This is a genomic window from Chryseobacterium sp. AC405b, assembly GCF_979258685.1.
The window spans coordinates 86,596-103,818 of the sequence record NZ_OZ409877.1 but is presented as its reverse complement, the minus strand read 5'-3'; the positions used below and the strand labels follow the sequence as shown (position 1 = coordinate 103,818).

General features: G+C 32.4%; 16 protein-coding genes. 14 read left to right on the top strand and 2 right to left on the bottom strand.

The window, feature by feature from the left end:
* The 9 genes from ACZZZA_RS00505 (at position 1) to ACZZZA_RS00465 (ending at position 9,327) form a co-directional block, all read left to right on the top strand.
* Entirely contained in the window at positions 1-1,101 is a 1,101-nt protein-coding gene (locus ACZZZA_RS00505; protein WP_463429321.1) for an EpsG family protein, read from the top strand.
* The gene (locus tag ACZZZA_RS00500) at positions 1,101-1,976 is read left to right on the top strand and encodes a glycosyltransferase (protein ID WP_463429320.1); all 876 of its coding nucleotides are present in this window, start codon (positions 1,101-1,103) and stop codon (positions 1,974-1,976) included. Before ACZZZA_RS00505 ends, ACZZZA_RS00500 begins: the two co-directional genes overlap by 1 nt.
* Complete coding sequence (locus ACZZZA_RS00495) at positions 1,973-2,989, top strand: glycosyltransferase (protein WP_463429319.1); 1,017 nt, start codon at positions 1,973-1,975, stop codon at positions 2,987-2,989. Before ACZZZA_RS00500 ends, ACZZZA_RS00495 begins: the two co-directional genes overlap by 4 nt.
* Positions 2,990-3,044: 55 nt before the next feature.
* Complete coding sequence (locus tag ACZZZA_RS00490) at positions 3,045-4,079, top strand: glycosyltransferase (RefSeq protein WP_463429318.1); 1,035 nt, start codon at positions 3,045-3,047, stop codon at positions 4,077-4,079.
* A 240-nt stretch (positions 4,080-4,319) separates the two neighbouring features.
* Positions 4,320-5,309 carry a sugar transferase gene (locus ACZZZA_RS00485; protein ID WP_463429317.1) on the top strand — a complete coding sequence of 330 codons (990 nt, stop codon included), beginning with the start codon at positions 4,320-4,322 and terminating at the stop codon, positions 5,307-5,309.
* Positions 5,309-6,490 carry a hypothetical protein gene (locus tag ACZZZA_RS00480; protein ID WP_463429316.1) on the top strand — a complete coding sequence of 394 codons (1,182 nt, stop codon included), beginning with the start codon at positions 5,309-5,311 and terminating at the stop codon, positions 6,488-6,490. Before ACZZZA_RS00485 ends, ACZZZA_RS00480 begins: the two co-directional genes overlap by 1 nt.
* A gap of 16 nt (positions 6,491-6,506) precedes the next feature.
* Complete coding sequence (rfbC, locus tag ACZZZA_RS00475) at positions 6,507-7,052, top strand: dTDP-4-dehydrorhamnose 3,5-epimerase (protein ID WP_463429315.1); 546 nt, start codon at positions 6,507-6,509, stop codon at positions 7,050-7,052.
* Positions 7,053-7,143: 91 nt separating this feature from the next.
* Positions 7,144-8,445 (top strand): 30S ribosomal protein S12 methylthiotransferase RimO, encoded by a 1,302-nt coding sequence (gene rimO / locus ACZZZA_RS00470; protein WP_463429314.1) that lies wholly within the window; start codon positions 7,144-7,146, stop codon positions 8,443-8,445.
* Between the two features lie 510 nt (positions 8,446-8,955).
* Entirely contained in the window at positions 8,956-9,327 is a 372-nt protein-coding gene (locus ACZZZA_RS00465; RefSeq protein ID WP_463429313.1) for a septal ring lytic transglycosylase RlpA family protein, read from the top strand.
* A 57-nt stretch (positions 9,328-9,384) separates the two neighbouring features.
* Here ACZZZA_RS00465 and ACZZZA_RS00460 read toward each other — a convergent pair whose 3' ends face one another.
* A complete protein-coding gene (locus ACZZZA_RS00460; RefSeq protein ID WP_463429312.1) occupies positions 9,385-10,149 on the bottom strand; it encodes an exodeoxyribonuclease III in 765 nt (254 codons plus the stop codon).
* A gap of 79 nt (positions 10,150-10,228) precedes the next feature.
* A complete protein-coding gene (gene porX / locus ACZZZA_RS00455) occupies positions 10,229-11,773 on the bottom strand; it encodes a T9SS response regulator signal transducer PorX (RefSeq protein ID WP_463429311.1) in 1,545 nt (514 codons plus the stop codon).
* Positions 11,774-12,027: 254 nt separating this feature from the next.
* Between porX and ACZZZA_RS00450 the strand changes: the two genes are divergently transcribed.
* The 5 genes from ACZZZA_RS00450 to efp all read left to right on the top strand — a co-directional run bounded on the left by ACZZZA_RS00450 (position 12,028) and on the right by efp (position 17,192).
* Positions 12,028-13,233: an HD domain-containing protein gene (locus ACZZZA_RS00450; protein WP_463429310.1), complete on the top strand. Its 1,206-nt coding sequence runs from the start codon at positions 12,028-12,030 to the stop codon at positions 13,231-13,233.
* An 89-nt stretch (positions 13,234-13,322) separates the two neighbouring features.
* Positions 13,323-14,354 carry a UDP-3-O-(3-hydroxymyristoyl)glucosamine N-acyltransferase gene (gene lpxD, locus ACZZZA_RS00445; RefSeq protein ID WP_463429309.1) on the top strand — a complete coding sequence of 344 codons (1,032 nt, stop codon included), beginning with the start codon at positions 13,323-13,325 and terminating at the stop codon, positions 14,352-14,354.
* On the top strand, positions 14,347-15,744 hold the full coding sequence (locus ACZZZA_RS00440; RefSeq protein WP_463429308.1) for a bifunctional UDP-3-O-[3-hydroxymyristoyl] N-acetylglucosamine deacetylase/3-hydroxyacyl-ACP dehydratase: 1,398 nt from the start codon (positions 14,347-14,349) through the stop codon (positions 15,742-15,744). The genes lpxD and ACZZZA_RS00440 overlap by 8 nt, the downstream gene beginning before the upstream one ends.
* Entirely contained in the window at positions 15,745-16,533 is a 789-nt protein-coding gene (gene lpxA / locus ACZZZA_RS00435; protein ID WP_463429307.1) for an acyl-ACP--UDP-N-acetylglucosamine O-acyltransferase, read from the top strand.
* 95 nt (positions 16,534-16,628) lie between these two features.
* A complete protein-coding gene (gene efp, locus ACZZZA_RS00430) occupies positions 16,629-17,192 on the top strand; it encodes an elongation factor P (RefSeq protein ID WP_463433710.1) in 564 nt (187 codons plus the stop codon).
* Positions 17,193-17,223: the final 31 nt, after the last annotated feature.

The following is a 17,223-nucleotide window of genomic DNA, read 5'->3' as shown; positions in this document are numbered from 1 at the left end:
TTGATTATTCTAATAATTTTATGTGTCATTTTGTTTTATGTAGGTCAGCTTATTGAGCAGCTGCCTTCAAGATTTCTTGCTTATCTATTTAATAGTATTTTATTTGTTGCATTGATGTATTGTTTTCTGGATTATAAATACACTGCAGATTGGGATATGTATTATTATTTTTTTAAACATGAAGAGAATAAGACAGACCCGGTTTTTTATATACTCACCCTCTTTTTCAAAAAATTACATCTAAATTATGTAGATCTCTATCAATTCCATATTGTGCTTATCATAAGTATTTATTACTTATTGATTTCCCGATTTACCAAAAATATTTTCTTTATTTTTTTAGCGTACCTTATTCTTGATAATGTGCATCTTGTTAATCAGATTAGATATTATTTAGGATTTCCTATTCTGATGTATGGTTTTTATCTTCTTTTTTACCGCAAAAAGTATATCGTATCATTAATTTTCATTACCCTTTCTCTTTTATGCCATTCTGGGCTTTCATTTCTGTTGATATTCATACCTATTTATTATTTTATACCTGTAAAGAAATTTTATTTATACAGTACATTTTTGTCAATAGGAATATTTATTATCGCATTGATTATTTTTAATTCTTCTTTAGGAGCAATTTTAAATCATTTTGGCGATTATTTTCAGAAAGGAAATAGGAGTAGTTTTTTAGGTGGATTGTATAACGGTATTCCCTATATTATTTTTACAGTATTTCTTTATATTCAGACTAGTGCTCTTATTCGGGACAAACCAGAAATTATAGATGACCCCAAATTTGAATTTCTCTATAAAATTTCTTTTTTCGGAATGATATTTATCCCGGGAGCAATTATTATTCAGATTATAGGACATCGATATGTAATGACGTTAAGCGTTTTCTGGTTACTTTATTATTATATTTATTTTATAGAAGGACAAGAGCCAAGACGAAAACTAATAAGGTTTACCTGTATTACAGGGATTGTTTTTGTAAGTAGTCTTTTTATTTACGTTCTTCCATATTATATTTTAGGTGACAGCCATTTTTCTGAAGAGTTTCGAGATATGGTAAAATCATCTGATTTACTAAAAAACTTTTTGGAATAATGAAAAAACTTTCTGTAATTATCGTTACCTATAACTCGTTGGCTGATATCAATAACTGTATTTATAGCATTTATAAGTATAATGATATCCCGTCGGAGATGTTTGAAATAGTAATCGTTGATAATAGCAGTTATGAAGTTTTTTTAGAAATGAAAGCCAATGTGTCTGAAAAATATTCTGATATTAAATTCATTCACAACGAGAAAAACAGAGGATATGGTCAGGGGAATAATATTGGCATCAAATCTTGCCAGGCTGAAATTATTTGTGTAATTAATCCTGATGTAGTATTAACGAGTAAAATGTTTTCTTTTGTCATAAAAAAGTTTGAAGATAATTCTGATTTAGCAGTCATTGGAGGTAAACAGTCGGGAGGTATTAATCTCTCTTTTTGGATTCGTCCTGAATACGAATTTTTCTTAATAACAACACCATTAATGTTGTTATTGAATGCTCTTAATTTATATAAAGAAGATTATTTTTTTTTATCGGGAGCATTGCTTTTTTTAGATAATAAAAAGTTTGATGAGATAGGATTATTTGATGAAAATATATTTTTATATAGAGAAGAATCAGATATTCAAAAAAGATTTCTTGAAAAAAAATATCAATGTCACTTTGAAAAAAAACTTACTTACAGGCATTTAATTGACGATAGAAATGAGACGAGTGATTTTTCCTTTGATGAAGAAATGAAATCTACGAAATATTATATGAATAAATACTCGTTTGATTTTAAGACATTTTTATCACAAAGGATCTTCTATGCAAAAGTTATGCTTTATGTATATAGAATAACATTAAATAGAAAAAAAAGTCTGTATTTTTTTAAAAAATTACAAAAGCTAATGACTCTAAAATCAAAAACTTTATGATTTTAGTTGATGCAGTTTTTGTACACACAGGTGGGGGGAAGTCTATAGTAGATTATCTCGTATCTGAACTTGGCAAAACGCAGGTAAAAGTTGTTTATCTTTTAGACAGCCGCTACCAACCTAAAATTTCAGCTGAGATCTCTGGCGAAGTAAATTTTACCGAGGGCTTTTATAATCGTTATCTTTTTTATATCAAAAATAAAAATAGATTTACTAAAGTTTTTTGTATTGGTAATCTTCCTCCTCCCGTTCATCTTCCAAATACCCATGTTATTACCTATTTACATTCTGCCACATATTTGAACCAGATCGCACAATTATCATTAAAGGAAAAGATAATTCAACATCTGAAAAAAAGAATATTTGGAATGCTTATCTGCAATTCAGATATGTGGGTTGTTCAGACCAATTTGATGCAAAAATCACTTCAAAAAGTAAGTAGAGTATCTTCTGATTATATAAAAGTTTTGCCTTTTTTTAAAACTATTGGACTACATGATACTGTACCAATAAAAACTAAGAATAGATTTTTTTATCCCGGAACTGCAGAAACACACAAAAATCATAAACGACTTATTGATGGATTTTGTGATTTTTATGATGTTTTTAAAACAGGTAGTATATATTTGACAGTAGAAGAAAGATTTGATGAAATATTTAAATACATTGAGCTGAAAAAATCTCAAGCATATCCGATATTTAACTTGGGATATATCGTTGATAAAAAACAAATGGCAGCAGAGTACGCAAAATCTGAATTTTTGGTATTTCCTTCACTACAAGAAAGCTTTGGCTTACCACTTATTGAAGCTGTGGAATTCAAGTGTAAGATTATAGCATCAAATTATGATTATGTTACACAAGTTTGTGAGCCTTCTTATGTTTTTGATCCCGAAAATGTGAATGATATATGCAAAGCGTTCGAAATGGCTGTTTTGGATCAAAATATACAAGACAGCTATGCAAAAGTTAATAACGAAATTATTCAGATTATTAACCTCATTATAAAATAAAAAAAAATATTTCAGTAAAAAGATAAAGAATGCTTGTATTAAAATTGATTTTAAGATGAAAATTTTACACGTCATAACGAGATCCGATTTGGGAGGAGCGCAATCTGTGGTCATTAATCTTGCAAATGCGATGAGTGAAAAGCATGAGATCACTGTTGTTGCAGGAGAAGATGGGCCGATGTGGGATGCGCTAAATTCTAAAATAAACAAAATTAAAATGAAAGAAATCGTAAGAGAGATTTCTTTTTATAATGATTTTATTGCATTATTTAAGTTAAAAAAAATATATACATCTATTAATCCCGATATTATTCATCTTCATTCCTCAAAAATCGGTTTTTTGGGAAGATTAGTGTTTCCCAGAAAAAAAATAATATACTCTGTTCATGGTTTTGATTCTATAAGGCTTGCATATAGAAAATTTTTACCCCTAGAAAAATTGCTTAAAAATAGATGTAAAGCAATTGTTTTAGCAAGTGATTATGACAGACAGAATATTATAAAAGAGGGAATTGTAAAAAATCTTTATGTAGTTTATAATGGTGTACATCTCCCGGAAAATATTACTGAACTTTCGTTAGATGGATTGGAAAAGTTCGAACGGGTAGTTATGTGTATTGCCCGCATATCTCCACAAAAAAGATTTGACACTTATATTGCTATTTCTAAATTACTTCCTCAATATGCATTCGTATGGATTGGAGCAGACAAGATTTATGATAATCTTCCAAATAATTTATTCTGTTTGCCCAGTATCCCGAATGCGAAAAAATACATCCAGTTAGCAGATATATTTGTACTGCCTAGTAATTATGAAGGCGTGCCAATTGTCTGTATTGATGCACTCAGTTATGGAAAACCTGTTGTATCTTCTGATGTAGGAGGGATTTCTGAGATTGTACTCAATGATCAGAATGGTTATGTTGTAGATAATATTGAAGAAATTTTTGCTGAAAAAATTAAGTACATCTTAGAAAATAAAAATGTTTACAGGCAATTTTCGCAAAAGTCAAAAGAAATATTCAGGAAAAGTTTAACTATTGATGAAATGGTTAAACAATATACTCAAATTTATCAATCAGAGATATAATTTAATGTTTCTTATTTTCATTTGTATTATAAAAGTTTAGTATTTAGTTAAAAAAAAGAATAAATTTACTGCGATTAAACACAAAGACAGTTTTTCTATAAGTTTTTACATATCAGAATAATAAAATTTAAGTAATATTTTAAGTTTATACATATAAAAGTATAAGTTTTAATAAGTTAAGAGAATAGAAATTTAAATTTGATTTAGGGATTAGTATTGTAAAGCAAATTTGTAATAATAATGGAAAGAAGTTTGACAAAAGCTTTTACAACGATGAAAGAAAATAAGCAGGTTTTCAAGATAACCGCGCCTATCAAGGTATGCCTTTTTATAAACGTTAGCGATATTTCATTAAAACTTTTTAGTGATAAAAAGTTTAGGAAAAAATATAAAGCAATTTTATATGATTCTAATGAGTCAAGAATTAGTGTAACTGAGTATATTAAAAAATTTGATATTAAATGCATTGTTTTAGAAACATCAAATATTACTCATTTATACAAGGATGTTGCAAATGAAATTGTAGTGGCAAGAAACAAAGGTATTGTCGTATATGATGCCCATGAGTTTTACGAACATGTAAACAAACGAATTCCACTAATTAGATTAGAGACGAATGAATATTTAGTTGATGATATCTTTACGATTGGTCAAAAGCAAGAAAAATTTAATTTAAAAAGATTCATTGATATTTTTGTGAGTTTGTTGCTTTTGCCTTTTATCGTCCCTTTAATAATTTTCGGCTTTGTTTTAGTAAAACTAACTTCACACGGAAGTGTTCTTTTTTCACAAGACCGTGTTGGCAAGCATTCGCAAAATTTTACGATTTATAAGATCAGAACAATGGTGTCAAAACACAGCGGTGATTATACAACCAAAAATGATTTGCGAATCAACGGAGTGGGGAAATTTTTGAGACTTACAAAAATTGATGAACTTCCTCAGATTTGGAATATTCTTAAAGGTGATATGAGCCTAATAGGGCCGCGTCCTGAGCGACCTCATTTTGTGAAGATCAGCAATGACGAAAATCCAATGTTTGACCTTAGACATCTAGTCAAACCAGGCGTTACGGGTTGGGCACAGGTAAATTTACCCAAAGCAACACCTAAAGATAACCTCGAAAAGCTGGAATATGATTTGTTTTATATAAAAAATTATTCTGTACTATTTGATATCATGATTGTTTTTAAAACTTTAAAAATAATTTTTACCTTAAATAGTAATTAATGATTAAACAATTTATCTTTTTTAGTTTTTTTCTGTTTGGAATATCTTCAGCACAGAAAATTTCTTTCCCTATAATAGCTTTTCAAGGTATTCCTTCTTCTCATACAAATGATAGAAATTATCAAATCCTTAAAAACGCAGGATTTACGATCAATCTGAATATGTATGATAATATTGATGATGTCGAGAAAGCGTTAAGTGTTGCTGAGAAAATGAATGTGAAAATTATAGCTTCAGTTCCAGACATAAAAATTAATCCGGAAATAATTGCACGAAGATTTAAAGATCATTCCGCTTTTTTAGCATATTACATTGAAGATGAGCCATCCACCAGCAGATTTCTGGAATTATCCGATATTGTCAAAAGGATAAAAAGAATAGATAATAAAAAGCTAATTTATATTAATTTAATGCCTACTTATGCAGAGAATTCAGCATATGCAGCTGTTAATTATGATGCTTATGTCAAACAGTTCTTAACCGTAGTTAATCCCAATATTTTATCCTTTGATCACTATCCTGTAGTTAATAATATAGTACGTAAAGATTTTTATGAAAATCTTGAAATTATCCGATCAAATGCATACAAATATAGCGTTCCTTTCTGGGCATTTGCTTGTACAGCTATTCATTTCTCATACAAGGAACCAACATTGCAATCCTTAAAATTACAGCAGTTTTCAAATCTATTATATGGAGCACAAGCTATACAATATTACACATACTGGACAGTAAATAATCAGCATTGGAAAGATAATAATTATTTATATGCCATTGTTGATGACAAAGGTAATCCCACACCAACCTACGATATGGTTAAGACAGTTAATCAACAAATTCAAAGGTTAGCTTGGGTATTTAAAGGTGCTAAAGCTAATCAGATTTTTCACACAGGAAGTGAAATTCCACAAGGAACAAAAAAACTAATGACTGCACCAAAAGGATTCACGTATTTTTCAACGGATGGCGAAAATGCATTGATTTCATTGATGTCAAATGGCAAAAGCAAATTTGTTATTATTCAAAATAAATCATTAATCAGCGATCTCAAGCTTGACTATAAATTAGAAAAACAGATGAAAATGATAGATAATTCTTCAGGGAAAGAAAAAAATCTTTTTGCATCTAAAAAATATAAAACTACTATTTTACCTGGTGACATATTTATCTTTAAAAATTAAGTAATTTTAATAATATATGAAAATCAAAGAAACTCAGCTTAAAGACTGTTACATTATAGAACCCACCATCTTTGAAGATGAAAGAGGGTATTTCTTTGAAAAATTTAATGAAAAAAAATTTGAAGAGCTTACAGGTATGAATGGTCATTTTGTACAAGACAATATTTCAAAGTCATCTTTTGGAGTTCTTAGAGGTTTGCATTTACAAAAAGGAGAACATGCTCAGGCAAAATTGGTTTCATGTTTAGAGGGTAGAGTCTGGGATGTTGCTGTAGATCTACGTGAAGATTCTCCCACATTCGGAAAATGGTTTGGTATAGAACTTAACGCCGAAAACAAACTTCAGATGTATATTCCCCGAGGCTTTGGACATGGTTTTTCTGTAATTAGTGAGACCGCTGTTTTTTCTTATAAATGTGATAATTTTTATAATAGAGATTCTGAAGGAAGTGTGAAATTTGACGACGAAGACTTGAAGATAGACTGGAAACTAAAAAAAGAAGAGATGATACTATCTGAAAAGGATAAAAACTCACCCGCTCTTAAGAAAAAAAATTATTAATATAATCTATAACCACTTAATTATAAGTGGTTTTTTTTATAATAAACTTACATTGTAATATTTCGTATCTTCGCAGACTCAAAATAGAAAGATGCGTACAAAATCTGTAGGAAAGAAGAAAATTAATATTGTAACGCTTGGTTGTTCCAAGAATGTTTACGATTCAGAAGTTTTGATGAGCCAGCTTAAAGCCAATGGTAAAGAGGTGGTACATGAAGATAGAGGAGATATTGTTGTCATCAATACTTGCGGATTTATCGATAACGCAAAAGAAGAATCAATAAATACCATCCTGGAATATGTTGATGCTAAAAATAGAGGTGAAGTAGAAAAGGTTTTTGTTACAGGTTGTCTTTCTGAGAGATACAAGCCGGATTTAATTAAAGAAATCCCGGATGTTGACCAATATTTTGGGACCAGAGATCTTCCGATTTTATTGAAACATTTAGGTGCAGATTACAAGCATGAATTAGTGGGTGAGCGATTAACTACTACGCCAAAGCATTACGCATACCTTAAAATTTCTGAGGGCTGCGACAGACCTTGTTCGTTTTGCGCAATTCCTTTAATGAGAGGTGGTCATGTTTCCACACCGATTGAAAAGTTGGTAAAAGAATCGCAGAAATTGGCTAAAGTAGGTGTGAAAGAACTGATTCTGATTGCACAGGATTTAACTTATTATGGTTTAGATATATATAAGAGAAGAGCTTTAGGTGAACTTTTAAAAGAACTGGTAAAAGTAGAAGGTATTGAATGGATTCGACTTCATTATGCTTTCCCAAGTGGTTTTCCGGAAGATGTTTTAGATATTATCAGAGAAGAACCGAAAGTGTGTAATTATATAGATATCCCGCTTCAGCATATCAATTCAGATTTGTTGAAATCTATGAAACGTGGTACAACACACGAAAAAACAAATGCTTTATTAGAAAAATTCCGAGTGAAAGTTCCTGATATGGCAATCAGAACTACTCTAATTGTTGGTTATCCTGGTGAAACAGAAGAAAGATTTCGAGAGTTGAAAAACTGGGTAAGAGAGCAAAAATTTGACAGATTAGGATGTTTCACCTATTCTCATGAAGAAAATACAGGTGCTTACGTTTTAGAAGACGATATTCCGCAGGAAGTGAAAGAAGCCAGAGTTGAAGAGATTATGGAATTGCAGTCACAGATTTCTTGGGAGAAGAATCAGACAAAAATTGGTGAAGTTTACAAATGTATTTTTGACAGGAAAGAAGGAAATTATTTTGTGGGAAGAACTGAATATGATTCTCCCGATGTAGATAATACTGTTTTAGTTGCTGCAGACAATGTTTATATATCAATTGGCGAGTTTGCTCATGTAAAAATCACTTCCGCAGAGGAGTTTGATTTGTACGGAGAGCTTGTTTAAAAATAAAAGAAGAATTAAAAAACCAATGGCTTAGTCATTGGTTTTTTTGTTTTAATGAACATTAGAATAAATTATATTCATTAAATGGATGCTAAATCAACCGGCATTTTTAAGAATTGCACTGCAAATTCAATTTATTAAGCCAGGTAATACAATCGAAATATAAGTGATGTTTTGTCTTTTTTAATGGTAGATATTTTATCTTTTCGAAACATGTATTTGATTATTACAAGGAGATTTTAGCAAAATCACAAAATTTTAAATTGATGATTATCAATGTATTAAGAGTTTGATGTTGCATCTAATGCCCTGTAAGCAGTTAATTATATTAACTTTTAGAGTCAATATTTAACACATTTTAACATAGCGCTATAAATCCCCTAAAAATAGGCTGTTAGAATGCTTTTTAAGATATTTTTAACATTTTATTAAGGTTTGTTAACATCTAAAATAGGTGAGTACAAAGTTTCAGTATACTTTTGCCCTGTCAAACAATAAAAATAATTCAAAATGATGAAAAGATTCATTCTCGTAATCATAATGATGATTTCAACACTAGGTGTTTATTCTTTCAAGAATAATGCCGAAGATGCGAAGAAAACAAGTTATGCGTCGTACTACCACGACAAGTTTAATGGTAGAAAAACAGCAAGCGGAGAGGTTTTTGATAACTCTAAACTTACCGCAGCGCACAGAACGCTTCCTTTTGGAACCGAGTTAAAGGTAACCAATCTAAACAATGGAGAAGAGGTAATTGTAACGATTAATGATAGAGGGCCTTTTCATTCATCAAGAGCATTAGACATGTCTAAAGCAGCGTTCGATGAAATTGGGGGAGTCAAAAAAGGTATTATCCCAGTAGAGTACGAAATTGTCGATTAAATTTAATACGATTCTTAAATTAAATAAAGCCAGCTGATTCAGCTGGCTTTATAGTTTTTATACATTCACTTCAATCATCGCAGGGCAATGATCAGAATGCACTGCTTCCTTCAAAATAACGGCTCTGGTGAGTTTATCTTTTAAAGAATAGGAGGCAAAATTATAATCCAGTCTCCATCCTTTATTATTGGCTCTTGCATTTTGTCTGTAGCTCCACCATGTATAATTATTTGGTTGATCGTTGAAGAATCTAAAACTGTCTATCAATTCGCATTCGTTGATGAAATTCGTCATCCATTCTCTTTCCATTGGCAGAAATCCTGAAGTGTTTTTTAAGCCTGTCGGATTGTGAATATCAATCGCTTCATGACAGATATTAAAGTCTCCGGAAATAATAAGATTCGGAATTTCTTTCTTTAAATTTTTAATGTATTCTAAAAAATCGTGACAGAACTGCATTTTGAATTCCAGTCTTTCGATATTAGAAGCCGATGGAACATACACAGAGATCACGGAATATCCATCAAAATCGGCACGAATAATTCTTCCTTCATTATCATAGCTTTCAATTCCACAGCCGTATTCAACATGATGAGGTTTTACTTTAGAAGCAATTCCGACTCCGCTGTAGCCTTTTTTTACTGCAGAATGCCAATAACTTTGATAGCCGATTCTTTCGAGACTTTCGATGTCTATTTGGTCGTTTCCGGCTTTGCTTTCCTGAATGCAGATAATATCAGGATCTGCAGTTTTAAGCCAACCCAGAAAATCTTTTGTAAAAGCAGCTCTGATTCCGTTGACGTTGTAGGTGATTAATTTCATGATTCAAAAATATAAAAAATCGGGCGGAAAAAATCGAATATTTTTTCCGCCCGAGCCCAAATAATAAACTATGAAAAAACTATTTTGGTTCTAAAATACTGATCGGGATAATACATTCTTCCAGAGAAATTCCGCCATGTTGGTAAGTTTCCTTATAGTAGTTTACAAAATGATTGTAATTTTTCGGATATGCCAAAAATATATTGTTCTTAGCAAAAATATATTTCGAACTTAAATTTCCTTTTGGTAAAAATATTTTTTCAGGATTGGTTACTGCCCAGACATCTTTGTCATCATACGTTAAGCTCTTTCCTGTTTTATAACGAATATTGGTAGAAGTTTCTCTGTCTCCTACAACACGGCTTGGTTTCTTAACGTAAACAGTTCCGTGATCGGTTGTGATGACCAATTTATACCCACTTTCAGCTGCCAGTTTGATAATTTTAAGTAAAGACGAATTTTCAAACCAATTCGATGTGAGCGAACGGAAAGTTTTGTCATCTCTGATCAATTGGTCAACAATATGATTGTCGGTTTTTGCGTGAGAAAGAATATCGATGAAATTATAAACGATCACTAAAAGATCATTGTTTTTATGTTGATTAAAATCTTCATAAATTTTCTTTTCAAAATCAGCATTCAAAACCTTTAGATATTTCATTGATTTAGAATTTAAACCAATTCTCTTCATCTGATCTTCTAAAAAGTCACGCTCATATTCATTTTTGTTTCCGTCTTCATTATCATTAAACCATTTATCAGGAAAACGTTTTTCAATTTCTGAAGGGAGCATTCCTGCAAAAAACGAATTTCTTGCATATTGAGTCGCTGTCGGAAGAATGCTGTAGTAATAATCTTCAGACACTTTATTGTAATATTTTGTGAATAAAGGCTCAATTACTTTCCACTGATCATATCTCAGATTATCAACCATCAGCAAAAGAACTTTGTCTTTTTCAACCTCAGGTTTTACCTTATCTCTGAATAGAGTATGACTCATCAACGGTTTGTCATTTCCATTCAGCCATTCTTCGTAATTGTTTTCAATGAATTTTGCAAACTGAATATTGGCTTCTTCTTTCTGAGACTGTAGTAAATCTGCAAACTCATTATCTGCAACTTTATCGAATTTAATTTCCCAATTAACGATTTTTTTATAATATTCTGCCCAATCCTGATATGTTCTAAGATAAGAGAGTTCCATCGAAAGGCTTCTGAACTCTTGCTGGTACTGAAGAATTGTCTTTTGCTCAACAAGATTATCTTCCTGAAGATTTTTCTTTAACGACAATAAAATTTGATTAGGATTTACAGGCTTGAGAATATAATCAGCAATCTGAGAACCGATAGCCTCTTCCATGATATGCTCTTCTTCACTTTTTGTCACCATTACGATTTTTAAAGAACTGTCTTTGTCTTTAATCATAGGAATGGCTTCAAGACCGGAAATCCCCGGCATATTTTCATCAATAAGTATCAAAGCAAATTTTTCTGAATCCATCAGTTCCAAAGCCTCATTTACATTATTGACAGGAGTTACATGATACCCCTTTTTTTCTAAAAATACGATATGAGGTTTGAGTAAATCTATTTCATCATCGATCCATAATATCTTTTCTGACATAAAAGTTTAATTTTTTCTATGATTATTGTATCAAAACTGCGACCAAAAGCCTTTAACAAAAGCCAAATTGAAGCTGTTATAAGTTAAATCTTAGTTAAAGAAATTTGACCTTCTATAACTTAAATATGTGGTATGAAGATAGGCTAAAAAATTGAGTATTTACAGGATTATGAAGAAAATTTCATTCAATAAAATTTACAATTTCCTTTGAATTAAGTTTAATACCTTAATTTTGCATATCACAGTATATTTCTATGCAGAATAAGCTAAAAATTATCAACGATCCAGTTCACGGTTTTATAAAAATTCCTCACGAAATTGTATTCGATATAATAGAACATCCTTACTTTCAGAGACTAAGAAGAATTTCGCAGACCGGACTTTTAAATTTAATTTTCCCCGGAGCTACGCATACAAGATTTCATCATGCTTTGGGTGCGATGCACCTCATGTTTACTGCTTTGGAAACGTTAAAGCAAAAAGGAATTCAGATTTCAGAGGAAGAGGAAAAAGGAGCAATGTTGGCGATTTTGATGCACGATATCGGTCACGGTCAGTTTTCTCACGCATTAGAAAATATGCTCATGGACGATTGGCATCACGAAAATCTTTCATTATTGTTGATGAACAGATTAAATGATGAGTTTGATGGCAAGTTATCTGTCGCAATAGAAATGTTCCAGGGTAAATACCACAGAAAATTTTTTAATCAATTGATCAGTTCACAACTAGATGTTGATCGGTTAGATTATTTGAAAAGAGACAGCTTTTTCACCGGAGTTTCAGAAGGAAATGTAAATACACAGAGAATTATTTCGATGATGAATGTCTGCAAAGACGAGCTGGTGATTGATGCGAAAGGTGTTTATTCTATTGAAAATTTTCTTACTGCAAGAATGTTTATGTATTGGCAGGTTTATTATCATAAAACATCAGCATTGGCAGAGTTTATTTTGGTTAAAATTCTTGAAAGAGCAAAATATCTGGCCTTGCAAGGCGTAGATTTGCCTGCAACGGAGAACTTGAAATACTTTCTAAACCGTGAAAAAAGTGAAGAAACCGATGAAGATGTGCAAAGATTTACCCAAATGGATGATAATGATATTATTCATGCAATGAAATTGTGGCAGAATGCTGATGACTTTCTTCTTTCCTATTGGTGTCAATGTGTAATCCAGCGAAACCTCCCTAAAACAATCATTTCTTCTCAGCCATTTGATCCGGAATTTATTCAGGAAAAAATAAGAAGTACCAACGAATTTCTAGGGATAGACAATGCTCAGGAACTTGTATACGAGATTGAACGTAGCTTATTACCTTATAATACAGATAAACAGCCTATTTATTTACTGCAAAAAAACGGTAAAATTTTAAGGCTTGACGAATCTGAAGACCAACTTTTGTCTGGCTTGATATCCAATAAAACAACACGTTATATTCTTACCTTTCCTCGGCAATAGGAAACGTATTTTTTTAAATATTAATAAAATCTTTATTCGTCAAAGTAAAAAATGTTGGTGAATAATAGATTTTCTTATCTTTGCAGGATATGGAATTCACAGCTTCGCAAATTGCGAGTTTTATTGACGGAAAAATTATAGGTGATGAAAACGCACTTATAACAGGAGTTTCACCTATTGAGAGTGGGGAAACAGGGCATCTTTCTTTTATTGCCCAGGAACGTTTTTCACACTATTTAGATACTTCAAATTGCTCCGTTCTTATTGTTTCGGAAAATATTTTAACCAAAGACAGTTACAATCAGACCATAATTGCTGTTAAAGACGCTTACCTTTCTTTTCAGGTTCTAATGAATCTCTATCATGAGATGCAAGGCAAAAAAGAAGGTTTGGAAAGTGGCTCTTCCATACATGAGACTGCTGTGATTGGCGAGAAAGTTTATGTTGGCGCTTTTACTTACGTATCCGAAAAAGCTAAAATAGGTGATGGTTCACAGATTTATCCGCAGGTTTATATTGGAAAAGGAGTAAAGATTGGTAAAAACTGTAAAATTGACAGCGGAGCCAGAATCTATGATTATTGCATAATCGGTGATAACTGCATTGTTCATTCTAATACGGTGATTGGTGGTGATGGTTTTGGTTTTCAGCCAACTGCTGAAGGTTTCAAAAAAATTCCTCAGTTAGGAAATGTTATCATTGAAGATGATGTTGAAATTGGCTCGAATTGCAGTATCGACAGAGCAACAATTGGTTCTACTGTCATTGGCAGAGGAACTAAAATTGATAACCTGATCCAGATTGCCCATAATGTGAAAATTGGTCAGAACAATGTTATTGCTTCACAGACAGGTATTGCAGGTTCTACAATTGTTGGCGACTGGAACCAAATTGGAGGTCAGGTTGGTATCGTAGGACACATCAAAATAGGAAACCAGGTGAAGATTCAGGCTCAGAGTGGCGTGACTTCTCACGTGAATGATAAAGAAACTCTTTATGGTTCACCTGCAATCAGTTACAATGACTATCTTAGAAGCTATGTACATTTCAGAAATCTTCCCGGAATTGTAAACAAAATAAATAATCTTGAGAATAACTCAAAAGATCATACTAATGAGTGATATGCAAAAAACACTTCAGGAAGAGGTTACTCTGTCCGGAATTGGCCTTCATACTGGTAAAGAAGTAAAACTGACCATCAAACCTGCCAAAGAAAATACAGGTTTCATCTTTGTAAGAACAGATTTGGAGGGCCACCCACAAGTTGAAGCCGATGTAAACTATGTTGTAGCTACAGAAAGAGGAACCACTCTGGAGAAGCTTGGTGTAAAAATCAATACTTGTGAGCATCTTTTGGCTGCCTTAGTAGGTTGCGATATCGATAATGCTTATTTAGAGATGGATGCATCAGAACCGCCAATTTTAGATGGTTCCTCTAAGTTTTTTGTTGAAGCTATCGAAAGTGGAGGAATTGTAGAACAGAAAATCGCCAGAGAATATTTGGTGGTGAAAGAAGTTCTGAGCTACAGCGATCCTGCAACCGGTTCAGAAATTACCATTATTCCGTCAGATAATTACGAAATTACAACGATGGTAGATTTTGGGACTAAAGTTTTAGGTACTCAGAATGCTACACTTAAAAATATTTCAGAGTTTAAAGAAGAAATCTCTTCTGCAAGAACGTTCAGCTTTTTACATGAGTTAGAAATGCTTCTTGATCACGGTTTGATCAAAGGAGGAGATATTTCTAATGCCATTGTATATGTTGATAAAGATCTTACTGCTGAAACAACAGAAAAATTAAAGAAAGCGTTTGGTAAAGATCACGTTGCGATCAGACCCAACGGTATTCTTGATAATTTAACTTTAAACTACCCCAATGAAGCTGCAAGACACAAATTACTGGATGTAATCGGCGATTTAGCTTTATGCGGAGTTAAAATTAAAGGGAAAATTATTGCCAACAAACCAGGACATTTTGTAAATACTCAGTTTGCTAAAAAACTGAACCGTCATTGGAAATTACAGAAAAAGAAAAATGTTCCAGATTTTGATTTAACGAAAGAACCTGTTTTCGATATCAACGGAATCATGAGACTAATGCCTCACAGACCACCGTTTTTATTGATTGACAAAATTCTTGAGTTATCAGATTCTCATGTTGTCGGGTTAAAAAACGTGACAATGAACGAGCCTTTCTTTGTGGGTCACTTTCCGAAAGAACCTGTAATGCCCGGCGTTTTACAAGTTGAAGCTATGGCGCAGACAGGTGGTATTTTGGTTTTAGCAAGCGTACCGGATCCTGAAAATTATTCTACTTATTTCATTAAAATGGATAAAGTAAAATTCAAGAGAAAAGTAGTTCCCGGTGATACAATGATTTTCAAAATCGAATTGATTGAGCCTATCAGAAGAGGTATCGTACATATGCAGGGTTATGGTTACGTAGGTGATACAATAGCTGTAGAAGCTGAGCTGATGGCTCAGGTTGCAAAAAATAAAGTTGAGTAAATGATTCATCAATTAGCCGCCGTTGATAAACGTGCAAAAATCAGTAAAAATGTAATTGTAGAGCCATTTACAACCATTGCCGGTGATGTCGAAATAGGTGAAGGTACCTGGATTGGTTCTAACGTTACCATTATGGATGGCGCAAGAATCGGAAAAAACTGCAGAATTTTCCCCGGTACTGTAATTTCAGCCATTCCTCAGGATCTGAAATTTGACGGTGAAGATACTCATACGATTATTGGTGATGAAACAACAATCAGAGAATGTGTTACCGTTAATAGGGGAACAAAAGCTTTGGGATTTACTAAGATTGGGAATAACTGCCTCATCATGGCAACGTCTCATATAGCACACGACTGTGTAATTGGTGATCATGTGATTATCGTAAACGGCTGCGGTATTGCAGGTCATGTAGAAATCGGTGATTTTACGGTAATGGGTGGCTTAAGTGCCGTTCATCAATTTGGAAAAATTGGTAAGCATGTGATGATTTCCGGGGGTACTTTGGTAAGAAAAGATATTCCACCTTATGTGAAAGTAGCTCGTGAGCCGATGTCTTACGCAGGAATTAATTCTGTAGGTTTAAGGAGAAGAGGCTTTACCAACGAGAAAATTTTCGAGATTCAGAAGATTTACAGAGCGATTTTTCAAATGAAAATGAATGTCTCACAGGCTGTTTCTCACATCGAAAAAGAAATGCTTCCTACAGCTGAAAGAGACGAAATTCTTCAGTTTATCCAAAACTCTCCAAGAGGTATTGTAAAAGGATACGGAACGGGCAGAGAATAAGAGATGTAAAATCTTAAGTTTAGAAAATAAAATAATTAACAATAAAAATGGGTTTAGATTTAACGTTTGAACCCGAAACTTTAAACCAAAATTTAATGGCAACAAGTAACGATATAAGAAAAGGACTTTGTATAGAATTCAGCAATGATATCTTTAAAGTAATTGAATTTATGCACGTGAAACCGGGTAAAGGTCCTGCTTTCGTAAGAACAAAAATGAAGTCTGTAACCAACGGAAAAGTTCTTGACAATACTTTTTCTGCAGGTCACAAAATTGATGAGGTAAAAGTAATTACCAGAAAATTCCAGTATCTTTATGATGATGAGAATGGTTTCCACTTCATGAATAACGAAGATTTTTCTCAATTATATTTAGGTAAAGAAATGATCGAAAATTCTCAGCTGATGAAAGCTGGTGAGGAAGTAACCATCATTTTAAAAGAAGCTGACGAAACTCCGCTTTCGGCAGAATTACCGCAGTCAGTTTATTTAGAAGTTATTGAAGCAGATCCGGGGGTTAAAGGAAATACCGCTACCAACGCTCTGAAAAATTCAATCGTTGAAACTGGAGCGAGAGTGATGGTTCCTCTGTTTATCGAGCCGGGAGACAAGATTAAAGTAAACACAGAAGACGGTTCTTACTTAGAAAGAGTAAAATAATTGTAGAAATTGTGCAGACTTTTCAATATAT